At 72.9% G+C, this 16969-nt stretch carries 16 protein-coding genes and 2 pseudogenes; 9 read left to right on the forward strand and 9 right to left on the reverse strand.

Going from position 1 to position 16969, the window contains the following annotated elements; translation table 11 throughout:
• Positions 1–10 precede the first annotated feature (10 nt).
• A complete protein-coding gene (locus tag KV381_RS14805) occupies positions 11–601 on the forward strand; it encodes a hypothetical protein (RefSeq protein WP_247594967.1) in 591 nt (196 codons plus the stop codon).
• A gap of 25 nt (positions 602–626) precedes the next feature.
• Here the strand turns inward: KV381_RS14805 and KV381_RS14810 are convergent, their stop codons facing one another.
• Positions 627–1493 carry an AraC family transcriptional regulator gene (locus tag KV381_RS14810; protein ID WP_030624715.1) on the reverse strand — a complete coding sequence of 289 codons (867 nt, stop codon included), beginning with the start codon at positions 1491–1493 and terminating at the stop codon, positions 627–629.
• A 207-nt stretch (positions 1494–1700) separates the two neighbouring features.
• On the opposite strand from KV381_RS14810, the pseudogene KV381_RS36465 reads away from it, so the two are divergent.
• Both KV381_RS36465 and KV381_RS14820 read left to right on the forward strand, forming a co-directional pair.
• Positions 1701–1820, forward strand: a pseudogene (locus KV381_RS36465) (MerR family transcriptional regulator); the annotation flags it as partial.
• 374 nt (positions 1821–2194) lie between these two features.
• Positions 2195–2482, forward strand: coding sequence for a hypothetical protein (locus tag KV381_RS14820; RefSeq protein WP_256995266.1), 288 nt, complete (start codon positions 2195–2197; stop codon positions 2480–2482).
• A gap of 16 nt (positions 2483–2498) precedes the next feature.
• Here the strand turns inward: KV381_RS14820 and KV381_RS14825 are convergent, their stop codons facing one another.
• On the reverse strand, positions 2499–3338 hold the full coding sequence (locus KV381_RS14825) for an NPP1 family protein (protein ID WP_078845904.1): 840 nt from the start codon (positions 3336–3338) through the stop codon (positions 2499–2501).
• A 127-nt stretch (positions 3339–3465) separates the two neighbouring features.
• Here KV381_RS14825 and KV381_RS14830 point away from each other — a divergent pair, with 127 nt between their 5' ends.
• On the forward strand, positions 3466–4515 hold the full coding sequence (locus KV381_RS14830; RefSeq protein WP_218785363.1) for an aldo/keto reductase: 1050 nt from the start codon (positions 3466–3468) through the stop codon (positions 4513–4515).
• Here KV381_RS14830 and KV381_RS14835 read toward each other — a convergent pair.
• The gene (locus KV381_RS14835) at positions 4459–5178 is read right to left on the reverse strand and encodes a class I SAM-dependent methyltransferase (protein ID WP_218787229.1); all 720 of its coding nucleotides are present in this window, start codon (positions 5176–5178) and stop codon (positions 4459–4461) included. The two genes, KV381_RS14830 and KV381_RS14835, sit on opposite strands and share 57 nt — an antisense overlap.
• Positions 5179–5260: 82 nt before the next feature.
• On the reverse strand, positions 5261–7849 hold the full coding sequence (locus tag KV381_RS14840; RefSeq protein WP_030078639.1) for a bifunctional FO biosynthesis protein CofGH: 2589 nt from the start codon (positions 7847–7849) through the stop codon (positions 5261–5263).
• Between the two features lie 171 nt (positions 7850–8020).
• On the opposite strand from KV381_RS14840, the gene KV381_RS14845 reads away from it, so the two are divergent.
• Positions 8021–8728: an HAD family hydrolase gene (locus KV381_RS14845; RefSeq protein WP_218787230.1), complete on the forward strand. Its 708-nt coding sequence runs from the start codon at positions 8021–8023 to the stop codon at positions 8726–8728.
• Positions 8729–8904: 176 nt separating this feature from the next.
• On the opposite strand, the gene KV381_RS14850 is transcribed toward KV381_RS14845, so the two are convergent.
• Complete coding sequence (locus tag KV381_RS14850) at positions 8905–9540, reverse strand: TetR/AcrR family transcriptional regulator (protein WP_218785364.1); 636 nt, start codon at positions 9538–9540, stop codon at positions 8905–8907.
• A gap of 138 nt (positions 9541–9678) precedes the next feature.
• Here KV381_RS14850 and KV381_RS14855 point away from each other — a divergent pair, with 138 nt between their 5' ends.
• The gene (locus KV381_RS14855; protein WP_218785365.1) at positions 9679–10431 is read left to right on the forward strand and encodes an SDR family NAD(P)-dependent oxidoreductase; all 753 of its coding nucleotides are present in this window, start codon (positions 9679–9681) and stop codon (positions 10429–10431) included.
• Positions 10432–10687: 256 nt separating this feature from the next.
• Here KV381_RS14855 and KV381_RS14860 read toward each other — a convergent pair whose 3' ends face one another.
• Together KV381_RS14860 and KV381_RS14865 are read right to left on the reverse strand one after the other, a co-directional pair.
• Positions 10688–12145: an MFS transporter gene (locus KV381_RS14860; protein ID WP_218785366.1), complete on the reverse strand. Its 1458-nt coding sequence runs from the start codon at positions 12143–12145 to the stop codon at positions 10688–10690.
• The gene (locus KV381_RS14865; protein ID WP_218785367.1) at positions 12142–13389 is read right to left on the reverse strand and encodes a M20 family metallopeptidase; all 1248 of its coding nucleotides are present in this window, start codon (positions 13387–13389) and stop codon (positions 12142–12144) included. The genes KV381_RS14860 and KV381_RS14865 overlap by 4 nt, the downstream gene beginning before the upstream one ends.
• A gap of 59 nt (positions 13390–13448) precedes the next feature.
• On the opposite strand from KV381_RS14865, the gene KV381_RS14870 reads away from it, so the two are divergent.
• The 3 genes and pseudogenes from KV381_RS14870 to KV381_RS14880 form a co-directional block, all read left to right on the forward strand.
• A complete protein-coding gene (locus KV381_RS14870) occupies positions 13449–14609 on the forward strand; it encodes an Lrp/AsnC family transcriptional regulator (RefSeq protein WP_218785368.1) in 1161 nt (386 codons plus the stop codon).
• Between the two features lie 106 nt (positions 14610–14715).
• Positions 14716–14931, forward strand: a complete 216-nt coding sequence (locus KV381_RS14875) for a hypothetical protein (RefSeq protein ID WP_218787362.1) — start codon at positions 14716–14718, stop codon at positions 14929–14931.
• A gap of 79 nt (positions 14932–15010) precedes the next feature.
• Positions 15011–15157: pseudogene (locus tag KV381_RS14880) on the forward strand (DUF397 domain-containing protein); the annotation flags it as partial.
• Between the two features lie 64 nt (positions 15158–15221).
• On the opposite strand, the gene KV381_RS14885 reads toward KV381_RS14880, so the two are convergent.
• Both KV381_RS14885 and KV381_RS14890 read right to left on the reverse strand, forming a co-directional pair.
• Positions 15222–15683 carry a hypothetical protein gene (locus KV381_RS14885; RefSeq protein WP_218785369.1) on the reverse strand — a complete coding sequence of 154 codons (462 nt, stop codon included), beginning with the start codon at positions 15681–15683 and terminating at the stop codon, positions 15222–15224.
• On the reverse strand, positions 15680–16927 hold the full coding sequence (locus KV381_RS14890) for an FAD-dependent monooxygenase (RefSeq protein WP_218785370.1): 1248 nt from the start codon (positions 16925–16927) through the stop codon (positions 15680–15682). Before KV381_RS14890 ends, KV381_RS14885 begins: the two co-directional genes overlap by 4 nt.
• Positions 16928–16969: the final 42 nt, after the last annotated feature.

Genomic DNA, 16969 nt, shown 5'->3' on the forward strand with positions numbered 1-16969 from the left:
CGTGGCCTGCATGGACACGGAAGAAGCGACCACCGCAGCAGAAACGTCAACCCCCGCGAGCTCGCGGGGGTTCTACGGCTGCGCTATCGCCCTGATCGCCTTCTTCACGCTGATCGCGCTGGGAGCGCATGCCTTCACGGAGTTCGAGAAGGGCCTCGACGGCGACGGGCAGCTGGAACGGACCGGCCGCTCGGGCAGCGCGTACCAACCGTTCGGTCCCGGTACGACGGCACGGTATGAGGACGGGCTGTGGGTCACCGTCAGCTTCCCCGAGCGGCAGGACGACGGCACCTACAGCCTCACCGTGACCTTCAAGAACGGCACCGACGAGGAACTGCTCCTCGGCGAGAAGTCGCTCTCCGACACGCTCGAAGTCGAGCCCGACGAGTCCGGCCAGGACTACGCCGCCGGCAGCTACGTGGACTGGCTGAACTGGGACGAGTCCGCCTCCGCCCTCGCGCCGCCCCTCCCCGAGGACGAGGAGCGCACCGTCCCGGTCCGGTTGAAGCCGGACCGGAAGGGTGTCCCGGTCACGGTGGAGGTCACCCCTCCGCACTCCGGCCACCGGGAGACGGCCCGCTTCCAGCTCACCCTGGGGTGACGGGTCGCCGCGATCGTCGTCGGGGTCAGTCGCCGGCCCGCTCCACCGGGATCCACACCTCCGCGTCCGCGTGCGTGCCGTCCTCGGACACCCGGGTGCGCGAGAGCGACGGGCCCGGGCGGCTCCGGTACGGGTTCGACGGGAACCACTGCGTGTACACGTCCCGCCAGAGGTACTGGACCGCCAGCGGGAACTCTCCCGAGGACTCGAACACCGCCCACAGGCCCGGCTCGATGTCCAGGGCCTCCGACGCGCCGGGCACCTCCGTCTCGCTCACCACCCCGTGGAAGTAGTCGAGTTCGGTGCCTTCCGCGTCCTCTGCGGAGTGGTTGCCGACGACGGCCAGGACACCGTCCGGCTCCCCCGTCGCCCGCTCCTCCCAGCGCCCCAGCGTCTCCTTGCCGATGCTCTTGACGAACTCCACGATGGCCGGGTTCATCCCCTCGTAGACCAGCGGGATCCGTGTCCCCCGGCCCACGAGCCGGAACCTGTCCTTCTCCACCACCCGGTACCGCATGCTGCTGCTCCCTTCGACGATCAGGCGGAAGGACATCCGGGGCTGGGAGTGCAGAGCCGCACCCGTGCGCCGCGCCTCGCCGGGGCCCACCCCGTGCACGGCGCGGAAGGCACGCGCGAACGCCTCGCCCGAGCTGTACCCGTACCGCACCGCCACATCGAGCAGCGTCCGCTCCCCGGCGAGCACTTCGGCCCCGGCGAGCGTCATCCGTCGGCGGCGGACGTACTCGGAGAGCGGGATGCCCGCCAGCGCGGAGAACATCCGCCGGAAGTGGTACTCCGACGTCATGGCGATACGGGCCAGCTCGGCCGCGTCGACCGTCTCGTCGAGGTGGTCCTCGATGTGGTCCATGGCCTCGTTCAGCCGCTCCAGCACCCCTGGCCGTCCTTCCTTCTTCCCTTGCGATCACCACGTTAGGAAAGGCCCACTGTGCCGGACCCGACATCCTGTGCCCGGTACGGTCGGGTCGGGTCGGGCCGGGTTGCCGTCCGGGGCCGGGCCGGGCCGCTCAGCCGTGCCCGGCCCGGGGCCTGGGCCTTCCGGTGGGTGCTGCGACGACCCGGCACAGCCTTCGGGCTGACGGTGGCGACCCTGCGCTTCTACGAGGAGCGCGGCCTCGTCCGGCACAGCGAGCGCCGGGGCCGGGTCCAGTACTACCGCCGCGCCGACCTGGCCCGGCTGGCGTACGCGCAGCTCTGGCACGAGGACGGCCTGCTCACGCTCGCGGAAACGAGCGCCATCGTGGACAGCGACCGGCTGGGCGACCGGCTGGCCCTGATCGCGGGCCAGCGGGACGTGCTGCGCGAGCGGATCGGGCGGCTGGAGCGGGCCGTGGGGGTGCTCACCCACATGCTCGACTGCCGGACGGACCGGGCGCTGGAGTGCCCGATGACCGGTGCGTACATCCGGGGGCGGGTCGACGCGGCGCTGGACGGGACGCCGGAGCCGACGGGGTTCTGGTCGGAGGGGTTCGCCGGAGCCGCAGGGGACTGCGCGCCCGCGCCCGCCCCGCGCACCCTGCCCGCCCCGCCCGCTCCGTCGGGGACGAGCAGCTGCTCTCCCTCACCCGGGGCCTCGTGTCGGATGCGGCGAAGGTCCGGGAGCGGGCGTGCGAGACGATCAGCGACCGGGTGCGGTCCTTCGACCGGCGGGAGGTCCGGACGCCGGCCTCGCTCCTCACCTCGGCCGCCGTCCTGGAGCAGGACGCGGACTGCCTGGAGTCCGAGCTGAACGCGCTGGGCGAACTCGCGGTCACCGGGCTGTTCGAGGCCGAGGACATCGCCGCTCTGCGCCGGCTGCCGCGCGCGTCCGTGCGGCCGGCCGACGCAGAGCATCTGGACTACCTGACGGCGGAGTATTTCTGATCAGCGGTCAGGAATGTCAGGCCCAGGGATCGAAGGGGATTCCGGCGGGCTTGGAGTTGTTGAGGAGGTTGCGGAAGCGGTCGTCCTTGTCGGTGACCTTGATGGTCGCGGACCCGAAGTCGGCGTTCATGAGCTTGTCGCGCAACTCCGCGCTGGGGAAGCCGTTCCAGTCGACGATCGGCGGGTAGCGCCAGTCGCCGTAGTGGTTCTCCGGCGGCTCGTCGTTGCCGTTGGCGAGGCGGAAGAAGTGCGTGCTCGGACCGTCCTTGTGGTAGACGGCCTTGGGGTGCGAGCCGTCGAACCGCACCTGTGAGCGCGGGTAGGTCTTGACCGTGCTGTGCTGCGTGGTCGAGACGTATTCAACCTGGTTGGAGCCCTGGTCGACCCAGGAGATCACATGCTCGAAGTCGTGCCGGTGGCCGCCGAGTCCACTGCCGTGGACGGCCTGGTCCTTCTCGAAGTAGCTCGCGTAGACGATGCCGCACCAGCCGTTGTTGCACTTCGAGCGTGCGTACGTCTGGGAGTTGTCCAGGTCCCACTGGTCCCGGCAGCTGCCGTTGATCGCGCCGCTCGTCTTCAGACCGGGCGCGAGGGTGCCGTCCGGGCCGATGGCGGGGGTGGCGTAGCAGCCGTCACCGTCGTAGTCGTAGGCGGGCGAGAAGGTCTGCTCGTAACCACCCGCGTTCTGCGGCAGGTTGCCCGGCGGATCGGCATGGGCGGCGGAGCCGGTGCCCAGGACGAGAAGACCGGCGGCGGCGAGGACGGCGGCGGTACGGGCGGGGGTGGGTATCAGCTGCTTTCGCACGGGTGGCTCTCCTGGCTCGTCGGCACGGGACGGTGGGGTGGCGTCGCGCATGAGTTGCCCGGAGCATGACAGAACGAAACGGGGATCTTCCCGAAGGCCTTGCCCTGGAGCGCACTCGAAGTCCTACAGTGCGGCGGGTCCGGCCCCGGCACACCCGCATCCACCAGGGAGCTCGACCATGCACTACCGCACACTCGGCGGCACCGGCATCGAGGTCAGTGCGTACTGTCTCGGCACGATGATGTTCGGCTCGGTCGGCAACCCCGACCACGACGACTCCGTACGCGTCATTCACGCCGCCCTCGACGCGGGCATCAACTTCGTGGACACCGCGGACATGTACTCCGCCGGTGAGTCCGAGACGATCGTCGGCAAGGCGCTGAAGGGGCGGCGCGACGATGTCGTCCTCGCCACCAAGGTCCACTTTCCGATGGGCGAAGGACCCAACCGGGGTGGCAACTCACGGCGTTGGATCGTCCAGGAGGTCGAGGAGAGCCTGCGCCGCCTCGGCACCGACCGGATCGACCTCTACCAGGTCCACCGCCCCGACCACACCACGGACATCGAGGAGACCCTCTCCGCGCTGAGCGACCTCGTGCGCGCGGGCAAGATCCGCGCCTTCGGCTGCTCGACGTTCCCGGCCGAGGAGATCGTGGAGTCGCAGGTGGTCGCCGAGCGGCGCGGCCTCAGCCGGTTCCGGACCGAGCAGCCGCCGTACTCGATCCTCGCCCGGGGCATCGAGCGGGCCGTCCTGCCCGTCTGCCGGCGCTACGGCATGGGCGTGCTGACCTGGAGCCCGCTCGCCTCCGGCTTCCTGACCGGCAGGTACCGCAAGGGCGGGACCATCGACCTGACCACCGGGCGGGCGGCGCTGCAACCGCACCGGTTCGACCCCGATGCGCCGCTGACCGCCGCCAAGCTGGAGGTCGTCGAGCAGCTCGTCGCCGTGGCCGACAGCATCGGGGCCACCCTGCCCGAGCTGGCGGTCGCCTTCCCGCCGGCCCACCCGGCGGTCACCTCTGTGATCATCGGCCCGCGCACGATGGAGCAGTTGGAGGGGCTGCTGAAGGGGGCCTCGCTCACGCTGGACGACGAGACGCTCGACCGGATCGACGCGATCGTCGCGCCCGGCACCGACGTCTATCCGCCGGACGGCGTGTGGACCCCGCCCTCACTGACCGATGTCGCCCAGCGCAGACGGCCGGTGGGCGAGCGCGCGGCGGCCTAGCTCCTTCGGCTGCTCCGGCTTCCGGGCCAGGAACCCGGCGACCGGCCGGTTCGCGCCCGCCTCGGGTTCCTGCAACGTCCGCCCGGTGACGACGAACCCCGCCCGCTCCAGCAGCTCCGCGATCCGGTCCGCGGGCAGCCGGTAGCTGTCGAACGGGACGGCCTCGCCGCCCCCGTAGCCGTATGTCCGGCGCTGGTGCCCGGTGTCGCCGACCCGGGTGACGAGCAGCAGGTGCCCGCCGGGCGCCAGCGTCCGGTGGAACTCGGCGAACGCTCCGGGCAGCGCCTCCGGCGGCAGATGGTGCGTGGAGTAGAACGCCAGGACGCCGCCGAGTTCACCGTCGTCCGCCTCCAGAGCGGACATCGAGCCGACGTCGAACCGCAGCTCCGGATGGGCCGCGCGGGCCAGCCCGACCATCCCCGGAGAGAGGTCGACCCCGAAGGCGTCGACGCCCAGCCGGGTCAGGTACGCGGTGACCTTGCCCGGTCCGCAGCCCACGTCGACCGTCGGCCCGAGGCCCGCCGACGCGACCAGCTCGGCGAACGCGGCCAGCACGGCACGCGACAACGGGTCCAGCTCGGCCGGGTCCTTGACGGACCGGGCGTAATCGGCGGCCACGGCGTCGTACGACTGCCGGATCGCGTCCAGGTGCGGAGCTTCCATCACGCCGCAACGGTATGACGCCGGGGCGGGAAGAGGTGGGCGGGGCGGGCGAACAACCCTGCCCCGCTCCTCTCCTCCGCGCTCAGCTGGGCAGCACCGGCAGCAGTTCCGGCAGATGGCCGTCCGATGCCGTGGCCGCCGCGACCCGTTCGGCCGGGACCTCCCCGTACAGCGTCGTCCGCGGGCGGGACGGGCGGCCCGCCAGGTCGGCGATGGCCTTCAGGTCCTGGATCGAGCGGTACGAGCCGTAACTCGACCCGGCCATCCGGGAGATGGTCTCCTCCATCAGCGTGCCGCCCAGGTCGTTCGCGCCCGAGCGCAGCATCTCCGCCGCGCCCTCCGTGCCCAGCTTCACCCAGCTGGTCTGGATGTTGGTGATGTGCGGGTGCAGGAGGAGCCGCGCCATCGCCGTCACCGCCCGGTTGTCGCGGTCGGTCGGGCCCGGGCGGGCAATGCCGGCGAGGTAGACCGGGGCGTTGGTGTGGATGAAGGGGAGGGTGACGAACTCCGTCAACCCGCCGGTCTCCTGCTGGAGTCGGGACAGCGTACGGAAGTGGCCGAGCCAGTGGCGGGGCTGGTCGACGTGCCCGTACATCATCGTCGAGGACGAGCGCAGGCCCACCTCGTGCGCCGTCTTGATGACCTCCAGCCAGGTGGCGGTGGGCAGTTTGCCCTTGGTGAGGACCCAGCGGACCTCGTCGTCCAGGATCTCCGCCGCCGTACCGGGGATCGAGTCGAGCCCGGCCTCCTTGGCGGCGGTCAGCCAGTCGCGGATCGACATCCCGGTGCGGGTCGCGCCGTTGACGACCTCCATGGGCGAGAAGGCGTGCACGTGCATGCCGGGGACGCGCTCCTTCACCGCCCGCGCGATGTCGAAGTACGCCGTGCCCGGCAGGTCCGGGTGGATGCCGCCCTGCATGCAGACCTCGACCGCGCCCACGTCCCACGCCTGCGCCGCCCGGTCCGCGACCTGGTCCAGCGAGAGGGTGTACGCGTCGGCGTCGGTGCGGCGCTGGGCGAAGGCGCAGAAACGGCAGCCGGTGTAGCAGACGTTGGTGAAGTTGATGTTCCGCGTGACGATGTACGTGACGTCGTCGCCGACCACGTCCCGGCGCAGCGCGTCCGCGATCCGGCACAGCTCGTCCAGCGCCGGGCCGTCCGCGTGCAGCAGCGCGAGGGCCTGGTCGTCGGTGAGCTTCGTCGGGTCGTCGGCCGCCTGGCTCAGGGCCTGGCGTACGTCGGCGTCGATGCGGGACGGGACCATGCCGGGGGCCGCCGCCTCGCGGAGCGCCTCCCAGTCCCCGTACACCACGTCGAAGTCGTCACGCCGGTCGCCGGTGCGGCCCTCGGTGTCGATGGTGGCGTGCAGGTCGGTGCGGCCGGAGGAGGTGAAGCCCTCGTCCGGCTCCTGCCAGGGCAGGCCGACGGGCAGCGCGTCCTCGCGGGCGAGGCCGGTCTCCGGGTCGGCGAGCGCGCGGACGTGCGGGAGGAGACGGGGGTCGAGCCAGGGCTCGCCGCGCTGGATGAACTCGGGGTAGATGGTGAGGCGTTCACGGAGCGTGAAGCCCGACTCCGCCGTCTTCTCCGCCAGTTCGTCGATGTGCGGCCAGGGGCGCTCGGGGTTGACGTGGTCGGGGGTGAGCGGCGAGACGCCGCCCCAGTCGTCGATGCCCGCGCCGATGAGGAGCGCGTACTCGGCGTCCACCAGATTCGGCGGGGCCTGGATCCGGGCGGACGGGCCGAGGATGTGCCGGGCCACCGCGATGGCGGCGGCCAGCTCCTCCAGCTCGGCGTCGGGCATCCCGCGCATCGCCGTGTCCGGCTTGGCCCGGAAGTTCTGCACGATGACTTCCTGGATGCCGTGGTAGGCGCGGGCCGTCTTGCGCAGCTCGAAGAGCGAGTCGGCGCGCTCCTCGTACGATTCGCCGATGCCGATCAGGATGCCGGTGGTGAAGGGGACGTTGGAGCGCCCCGCGTCCTCCAGGACCCGCAGCCGTACGGCCGGTTCCTTGTCCGGGGAGCCGTGGTGCGGGCCGCCCGGCTCGGACCACAGACGGGTCGCCGTCGTCTCCAGCATCATCCCCATGGAGGGCGCGACGGGCTTCAGCCGCTGTAGGTCGGTCCAGGTCATGACGCCCGGGTTGAGGTGGGGCAGCAGGCCCGTCTCCTCCAGGACCCGGATCGCCATGGCGCGTACGTACGCGAGCGTGTCGTCGTACCCCTCCGCCTCCAGCCACTCCCGCGCCTCGGGCCAGCGGTCCTCGGGGCGGTCGCCGAGGGTGAACAGCGCTTCCTTGCAGCCCATCGCCGCACCCTCACGGGCGATCTTCAGCACCTCGTCGGGCGAGAGGAACATGCCGTGGCCGTCCCGGCGGAGCTTGCCGGGGACGGTCACGAAGGTGCAGTAGTGGCACCGGTCGCGGCAGAGGCGGGTGAGCGGGATGAAGACCTTGCGCGAGTACGTGATCACGCCCGGCCGGCCGGCCGCCTCCAGGCCCGCGTTCCGGACCCGGGCGGCGGACGCGGCCAGATCCTTCAGATCGTCGCCGCGCGCCTGGAGCAGGACGGCGGCCTCGGTGACATCGAGGGCGACACCGTCACGGGCGCGTTTGAGCGCGCGCCGCATGGCGTTGGAGGTGGGACGTCCGCTCTGAGGATCAGGATCGGTCATGAACCGAGCATACGAGCGAGACGCCTGCGCCGGACCAGGGCCTGGTACGGGATGCGCAGGCCGCGGGGTGTGTCCGATCACTCTTCGGTGGCCCGGTGGTCACCCGTGCGGGCCGACTCACCCGGATGAGACCCCGTCGACGGTGTCCTCGCGCCTAGTGTCGGAACGGTGATGGAAACGATCGTCCTCGACATCGGCGAAACCCTCGTACGCGACGACCGGCACTGGGCGTCCTGGGCCGACTGGCTCGGCGTACCACCGCACACGCTCGGTGCGCTGGTGGGCGCGGCCGTCGCCCAGGGCCGCGAGGCCACGGACGCGCTGCGGATCCTGCGGCCCGACATGGACGTCGAGGAGGCGTACCGGGCCCGGGCCGCCGCCGGGCGCGGTGAGCACCTCGACGAGTCGGACCTCTATCAGGACGTCAGGCCCGCGCTGGCCGAACTGCGGGCCGCGGGCATCCGGGTCGTGGTGGCGGGCAACGGCACGGTCCGGGCCGGGGAGTTGCTGCGGGCCCTGGACCTGCCCGCCGACCTGGTGGTCACCTCGGGCGAGTGGGGCGTACGGAAGCCGGACCCGGAGTTCTTCGCACGGGTGACCGAAGTGGCGGGCGCAGCCCCGGAGGCGACGCTGTACGTGGGCGACCACCCGGCCGACGACCTGTTCCCGGCCGCGGCGGCGGGGCTGCGGACGGCGCATCTGCGGCGGGGGCCGTACGGGCACTGGTGGGCGGAGCATCCGGACGTGGTGGAGACGGCGGACTTCCGTATCGACGCGTTGACGGAGTTGGTGGGGCTGACGGCCCCGGCCCCGGCCACGACGCCCGCTGCGGCGGAGGCGACGGGGGTGCGGCGGGGGGCGTTGCGGTCGGTGCGGTAGGGGCCGGCCTTGCCAGCCCGTCCGGCGCTTGAGGACGGAACCGTGCAGATGGACCTGGGTGCCGCCGACGGGGCCTTGTGCCCCAGGCCCCCGCCGTCGCACCGCCCACCCGCGCAAGGGTTCCGTCCTCAAACGCCGGACGGGCTGGAGTGGGGCGGGTTAGCCGGGTGGGGAGGCTACGGCTCCTCAGGCCCTGAGAGATTCGGCGGCCAGCTCTGCAGGACCGCGCCGACGATCCGTTCGAGGTCAGCGGGCTCGGCACCGCCGGCGGCCTGGACAGCGACGCCGTTGCCGATCGTCATGAGGTACCGGGTCAGCAGATCCGGGGAGGTTCCCGCGGCCAGGTCGCCCTCGTCCACCGCACGCCGGAAGCGCTCGCTCAACAGGGCGCTCGTCTCGTCGCGCCACGCCGCCAGCAGTGCACGGACCGTCTGGCCGCTCTCGCCCCCGATCAACGAGGCCCGCAAACTGAGGCACCCCGTCGGGTAGCCCGGCAGGGTACTGCTCCGGACCGCGCCCCGGAGGAAGACCGTGGCCACCTGGTGGGCAGTCGGTTCGGCCACCGACTCGGCACCGTACGAGGCCGGGCCATCGGCATAGCGCGCCAGAGCCTTGCGGAACAGATCCTCCTTGTTGCCGAAGGCCGCGTACATGCTGGTGCGGCTGATCCCCATGGCCTCGGTGAGGTCGGGCAGGCTCGTGCCCTCGTAGCCGTTCTGCCAGAAGACCCGCATCGCGTTCTCGAGAGCCTCGTCGGCGTCGAAGCCCCTGGGCCGTCCGACCGGCGCGGGCGCGCTCCGTTGGGTGTCCATGCCACCGAGTATAGCGATTCGGTACCGACCGGTCCTAAAGTGCTACGGTAATTCTGCACCGATCGGTTGGTACGGAATTTTCGGCTGGTCGAAGCCTGTTAAGGCGACACCTTCCCGCAGTGAGAAAGAGAGCGCGACATGAGTGAGCTGACCGGAAAGACCGCCCTGATCACCGGCTCCACCACCGGCATCGGCCGCGCGACGGCCCGGTCCCTGGCCGCGCGAGGGGCGAGCGTGGTGGTGACCGGCCGCAACGCCGAGCGCGGCGCCGAGGTGGTCGCCGGGCTCGAGGCCGACGGCGGCACGGCCCGGTTCATCGCGGCCGACCTGACCGACCCGGAGGACGTGGCCCGGCTGGTCCGGGAAGCCGGCGACGTGGACATCCTGGTGAACAACGCCGCCGGGGCCAGTTTCGGTCTCAGCGCCGACATCACCGCCGAGCAGTACGACGCCATGCTCGACGGCAACGTACGGGCGGTCTACGCGCTGACCGCCGCCCTGGCTCCGAAGATGGCCGAGCGGGGCGGCGGCAGCGTGATCAACGTCAGCAGTGGGGCGGCCGTGATGGGGGACGTGTACAACGCGGTCTACGCCGCCACCAAGGGGGCGGTGAACGCCCTGACCCGTTCCTGGGCCGCCGAGTACGGTCCGTCCGGGGTGCGCGTCAACGCGGTCGCGCCCGGCCCGGTCCGCACGAGCGCTCCGGCCGAGTACCTCGACATGTACGTCCCGCTGATCCCGCTGCGCCGTGTCGCCGTGCCGGAGGATGTCAGCGAGGTGATCGCCTTCCTCGCCGGGCCCGGTGGCTCGTACGTGAACGGGGCCGTCATCCCGGTGGACGGTGGCCTCACCTCGGTCGAGCCCCCGAAGTCCCCGGCGGCCGCCGCCTGACGGGGCGGGACTTCCAGCCTGTCCGGCGCTGAGGACGGAACCGTGCGGGCGGACCCGGCTGCCACCGACGGGACCTTGTGCCCCGGGCCCCCGCAGTCGCACCGCCCACCCGCGCAAGGGTTCCGTCCTCAAACGCCGGACGGGCTGGGGTGGGGAGCAAGGGTTCCGTCCTCAAACGCCGGACGGGCCGGAGTGGGAGCAAAGGTTCCGTCCTCAAACGCCGGACGGGCCGGAGTGGGGAGCAAGGGTTCCGTCCTCAAACGCCGGACGGGCCGGAGTGGTCGCCCTGGAAGAGGGCCTCCTCTCGGCGTGCCAGTAGCGTCATCAGGACCGCCGCCCCCGCGCACACCGCCCCCACCACCCACACCGCCACGTACCCGCCCTCGCTCGGCTCCCCCGTGGCGGACCCGGTGAACGCGCCCAGGACCGAGGCGAAGACGCCGCCCGCCACCGCACCGCCCAGGGTCTTCACGTTGTTGTAGAGCGCGGCAGCGATCCCCGTGCGCGCGGGCTCCGTGGCCTCCACGATCACCGTCGGCATGGCCCCCAGCGCCAGCCCGATGCCGAGGCCCAGGAAGGCCGAGCCCACCGCCATCTGCCCCACCGAGCCGTGCAGCACCGCGAATTGGAGGAAGCTCAGCGCCACCAGGCCGAACGCGCCCATCAATGTGGGGCGGTAGCCGATCCGGCGGGCGACGGCGGCCGTGCCCAGGGAGCCGATGACGCTGCCGACCGACGCGGGCAGCAGAACCAGGGAGATCGCGAGCGCGCCGAGCCCGAACCCGTACCCCGTCACGTCCGGATCCGCCGCGTAGAACGTGGAGTTGGGGGCCTGGCTGCCGAAGAAGAAGACGCCGAACAGGAACGCGGCCGCGTAGAACGGGGCCGTACGGCGGTCGGCCAGCGCCCGGACGTCGACCAGCGGTTCCGCGCTGCGCAGTTCGACCGCCACCCACACCGCCAGCAGCACCGCCCCGAGCAGGACCGGGCCCAGCACCCGCGCCGTGAGCCAGGAGCCGCCCTCCGCGCCGCCGACCCCGCCGAGCAGGGAGAGCATCGCGGCGCTGAGCAGCGTCACGCCCGCCCAGTCGACCCGGCCGCCGGTGCGGTCCGCCGACTCCGGTACGGCGACGAAGGAGACCGGCACGCAGACCACCGCGAGCACTGCCGGGACCAGGAGCGTCAGGCGCAGATCGCCGAACGCGGAGTCGACGAGGCCCATGACCACGCCCCCGGCCATCGCTCCCAGCGTCAGCGCCCCGACCAGGCGGGCGATCGCCCGGCGCGCGTCGGCGACCGGGAGCCGGTCCCGCACGAGGGCGATCTCCAGCGGCAGCAGAGCGGCGATCGGCCCCTGGAGCAGCCGGCCCAGGAGCAGGATCTCGTAACCGGGGGCGAGGGCGACCACCACCGTGCCGGCCGCGATCAGCGCCAGCGCGATCCTGAGCATTCGGCGGTGCCCGTACAGGTCGCCGAGCCGGTCGAACAGCGGTACGCACACGGCGGCGGCCAACAGCTGTACGGAGACCACCCAGTTGAGGTCGGCGGAGCCGATGCCGAGATGGTCGGCGAGGTCCGGCAGCAGCGGGGCCAGGCCCACCTGGAGGAAGCCGCTCATCACCTCGAAGAAGATCAGCAGGCCGACGACGGCGGTGACGGAACGGGGCGCGGCGGGCGGCGGGGCGGCGGCCGGCCCGGGGGCGGTGGCGGTCATGGGCGGGCGGGCTCCTCGTCGGTCAGCGGAGAGGGGAGAGCAGCGGCCGAAGCGGCTGCGGCCAGGCGGCGCAGGGCCAGGCCCGCGAGCAGGGCCGCAGCGTGGGGCAGCGCGCCGTCGTCGTACACCGCCTGCGGCGAGTGGTTCATCGGTGCGGCGGCCGGGTCGGTGCCGGGCGGGCAGGCGCCGAGCCCGACGAACGCGCCGGGCACCTCGCGCAGCACGAAGGAGAAGTCCTCGGATCCGGCCATCGGCTTCGGGGCCTCGAAAGCGTGGTCGGCGCCGAGGATGTCGCGGGCGGTGGCGAGGGCGAAGGCGGCCTCGTCGGTGTGGTTGACGGTCGGCGGGTACTGCTCGACGTAGTCGATCTCCGCGCGTACGCCGTGGGCGGCGGCCACCCCGTGCACGGTCCGTTCGAAGGCGGCGCGGACAGTGGCGTGGGAGGTGTCGGAGAAAGTGCGGACCGTCGCGTCGAAGTACGCGGTGGCGGGGATGACGTTGGCGGCCGTACCCGCGTGGAGCCGGCCCACGGTGACGACGGCCGGGTCGAAGATGTCGATCTCGCGGGTGACGAGGGTCTGGAGCGCGGTGACCATGGCGCACATCGCGGGCACCGGGTCGGTCGCGGAGTGCGGGGACGAACCGTGCCCGCCCCGGCCGTGCACGGTGACGTGGACCGCGTCGGAGGCGGCGAGCATCGGTCCCGGCCGGGTGGCGGCGAAGCCGGTCGGGGCCCCGGTGGAGACGACGTGCAGGGCGTACGCGGCGGCGACCCGCTCCCCCGCCGCGTCGAGGACCCCCTCGTCGATCATGATCTTCGCGCCGCCCTGGCCCTCCTCGCCGGGCTGGAACATGAACACCACGTCCCCGGCCAGCTCCTCGCGCCGGGCGGCCAGCAGCCGGGCGGCGCCGACGAGGCCGGTGGTGTGGAGGTCGTGGCCGCAGGCGTGCATGCGGCCGTCGAGGACGGAGGCGTACGGCAGTCCGGTCTCCTCCTGGACCGGCAGCGCGTCCATGTCGCCGCGCAGCAGGACGGCGGGGCCGGGGCGGCCGCCGCGCAGCACGGCGGTGACGGAGCTGAGAGCCGTACCGGGGGTGATCTCCAGGCCGAGGCCCTCCAGGGCGGCGAGGACCTTGGCCTGCGTACGGGGGAGGTCGAGGCCGAGTTCCGGCTCGCGGTGCAGGGCGTGGCGCAGGGCGGTGAGGGCGGGGGCGAGGGCGTGGGCGTCGTGCAGCAAGGACATGGGCGTATGGTGCGGAGCACCCCCCTCACCTCATGATCGTCCGCAGGGAAGGTGCACGGATGGCACGCTCGGCGCAGGAATCCGCCACCGACGCGCCCGACGCCGCCGCGTCCGGCGGCCCGGAGCCCGTCCTCGACGAGCTGGACTACCTCCTCATCACCGCGCTCCAGACCTCGCCCCGCGCCGAGTGGCAGCAGATCGGGAAGGTCCTCGGGGTCGACGCCTCGACCGCCGCCCGCCGCTGGAACCGGCTCACCGAGGCCGGGCACGCGTGGCTGAGCTGCTACACGGTGGCGGTGGGGCCCGCCGTGCCGATCGTCGCGTTCATCGAGGTGGACTGCGCGGCGGGCGCCCTGCACGACGTGGCGGTCGAGATCGCGGACGACCCGCACCTGATCACCGTCGACCACGTCACCGGCTCGCGGGACCTGATCCTCACGGCGGCCTTCCCCGACCAGGCCGCTCTCGCCCGGTACGTCGGCTTCCGGCTCGACACGCTGCCCGGGGTCGCCGCCACCCGGTCCCAGATCGCGACCGCCGTCCACGCGGAGGGCAGCCGGTGGCGGCTCGACCGGCTGGACTCGGACGGCCGGTCCGAGCTGACCCGGGGCCGCCCGCACCCGGCGCCCCGGCGCGGTCTGCCGTCCCCGGACGAGCTGGACACCCGGCTGTGCATGCTGCTCGCCGAGGACTGCCGCCAGCCGGCCGCGCGCCTCGCGGAACGTACGGGGGTGAGCGCGAGCACGGTCCGGCGGCGGCTGGAGCGCATGCACCGCGAGGACGCCCTCGTCTACCGCTGCGAGGTCGCCCGCTACCTCTCCGGCTGGCCGGTCTCCGTCACGATGTGGGGGATCGCCCCACCCGGGGAGACCGCCAGGATCGCCTCGCAGCTGATCGGCCTGCGCGAGATGCGGCTGTGCGCCTCGCTGTCCGGCCCGTACAACCTGCTGCTGACGGTCTGGCTGCGCTCGGCGGAGGACATCGCCACGTTCGAGGCCCGGCTCGGCGCCCGGTTCCCCGAACTCGCCATCGCCGACCGGGCGGTGACCCTGTGGCCGCTGAAGCTGGCGGGCCAGATCCTGGATCCGAAGGGGCGCCATCTGCGGGGCGTGCCGGTGCGGTTCTGGGAGGACCCGGTGGCGGAGCGGGCGGAGGGGGACCTGCTGGAGCGGCTGCGGTCGGGGCCGGGCGGCGGCAGCCGGAACATGGGCCACCGGTGACCATGTTGTATGCATCGTCGGGTGGGGCGGTACGGGAACGCCTGTGGCGGGGAGGATGCCGCCGAAGGCACCGTAAGCACATGAACCACCGGAAAAGAGGATCGACATGAGCATGATGAAGCGGACATCTCGCCGGGCGGCGGGGCTGCTGACCGTGGGCGGCGTCGCTGCCGCGCTGCTCGTCGGGCCGGTGGCCGGCGCGCAGGCGGACGGGCCTGCCCCGCAGTGCGCCGGGGGCTGCCCCCAGGTTGCGTCGAGCGGGTACCAGGTCTCCTCCGGGGCAGGGGATCCGACCACGGACGGCAACTGGGACCCGCACTAGGGCATGTCCGGCGTTCTCAAGCGTCCTGGAGACCACCCGATCCGCCCCTCGGTCCGCGGGCCCGCCTACCGGAACAGGTGAGGGTGGAGCCAACCTCGCCGCCACGCGCGGCATCGCCCCCGTCCGTGACTCCAAGGTCATGGACAGCCCCGTGGTCGCCGTCCCCGCCACCGCGTTCTCGGCATTCGTCGCGGGCGTGCGAGGCGGAACGTTCGACACCGTCTGACGGAGAAGGCGCGAAGAAAGCCCCGAGGGCCGCGGCGCCATGAGGCAGGCGCCGCGCCCGTACGTCAGTCCGCGGCCCCTCTCCGTAGCGACAGGGCGAACGCGCAGCTGGTGACGGGCAGGATGACGATCGGCGGGGCGGGCAACAGGAGCAGCGCGAGCCCGAAGGCGGCCAGGGAGGCCACCAGGGACACCCGGCCGAAGGCGGTCCGCCGCCGGACGAGGTCAGGGGCGTGGCGGACGGCGGCGAGCATCAGCAGACCGCAGGCGATGGCGAAGAGAGCCATGGCGATGCTCATGCCGTGGGTGACGTCGAGGGTGGTGCGTTCCAGGCCGAGCAGGGTGAAGGTGGACTCCCGCATCGCCGCGTCGGCCGTGCGTTGCTCGGGGGTCGGGGTGGCCGAGGCCCTTGCGGCGGTGAAGACGAGGTGACCGGCCCCGAGGACGACGAATCCGTACGCGCCGATCCTGAAGGGCCGTACGGGATCCGCTCCGGTGGAAGTCCGGGCGGCGATCGCGGTGTTCATCGCTGCTGCTCCTCCTCGATGTCGGCGGACCGGCGTGGGGCCCGGGCCGGACCGGGTGCCGGTGCTGGGCCGGCCGGGGCCGGGCCCGGCGGGGGCTGCCAGCCGAGGAGCGTGTCCAGCCCTCGTGTCGTGACCACCGACGGTGTGACCCGTACGGCGACGTCGCGGACGGAAACCGCCAGGGGGTGGGAGAGCCGGGCGAGGCCCCCCATCCGCCGGGAAAGGCGGCTGATCCGCGTCGTGCGCCCGTGCCGGGCCGCCGTGTAGGCGGCGAGCGCGGCCGGTACGCCGGTGTCGCCCGCGAGGAGGTGCGCCAGGACGACCGCGTCCTCGACGGCCTGGCAGCCGCCCTGGCCCAGGTTGGGTGTCATCGCATGGGCGGCGTCACCGAGCAGGGCCACCCGGCCGGAGTGGAACCGGGGCAGGGGCACGGCGAGTTCGTGGAAGTCGTGGTGGAGGACGGTCACGGGGTCGGGCTCGCGCCGGTCCAGCCGCTCCAGCAGTGCCGGGATCAGATCGTGCCAGGCGCCGAAGCGCCGGATCAGCTCCGCGCGGTGGTCGGCCGGCCGCGTACCGGGGCCGGTGACAGCGGTCGCGTACACATAGACCCGGCCGTCGGCGAGGGGGACGATCCCGAACCGCTCCCCCCTCCCCCAGGTCTCGGCGGCCGGGAGCGCGGGCAGGCCGGCGCCGGACAGCACCGCCCGCCAGCCGGTCTCACCGGCGTAGCGCGGACCGGGGTGCCGGGGGAAGAGCTGTCCCCGGAGCGCGCTGCGCAGTCCGTCGGCCGCCACGACGGCATCGGCCCGCAGCTCCCCCGCCGACGTCCGCACCACCACCGCACCCTCGGCGGCCTCGTCCACCCCGCCCACCGAGACGCCGAGGCGCAGCGCGCCGGGCGGCAGGGCGGCGGCGAGGGTGTCGATCAGGAAGCCGCGGTGGACGGCACGGGCGGGAAGCCCGTAGCGGGAGGCCGTGGCGCCGGTCCGGCTCAGCCACGACCCGTCGGGGGTACGGAGTCCGAGCACACCGGCCAGGGGCTCGCCCGCCGACACCGCGGGGCCCAGGCCGATCGACTCCAGGGCGCGCAGGGCGTTGGGGGCGAGCACGATGCCCGCCCCGGTCCCCGTGAGGGCGGAGGCCCGTTCACACACGGTCACCCGCCATCCGCGACGGCTCAGCGCCACCGCGGCGGTCAGGCCGCCGATCCCGCCTCCGGCCACGACAGCATGACGAACACCCACAAGGACCGCCTCCCCACGCAGGCCCTCTACAGCTGTAGAGGA

The organism is Streptomyces sp. WY228 (assembly GCF_019287315.1).
Classification (GTDB): Bacteria; Actinomycetota; Actinomycetes; order Streptomycetales; family Streptomycetaceae; genus Streptomyces; species Streptomyces caviscabies.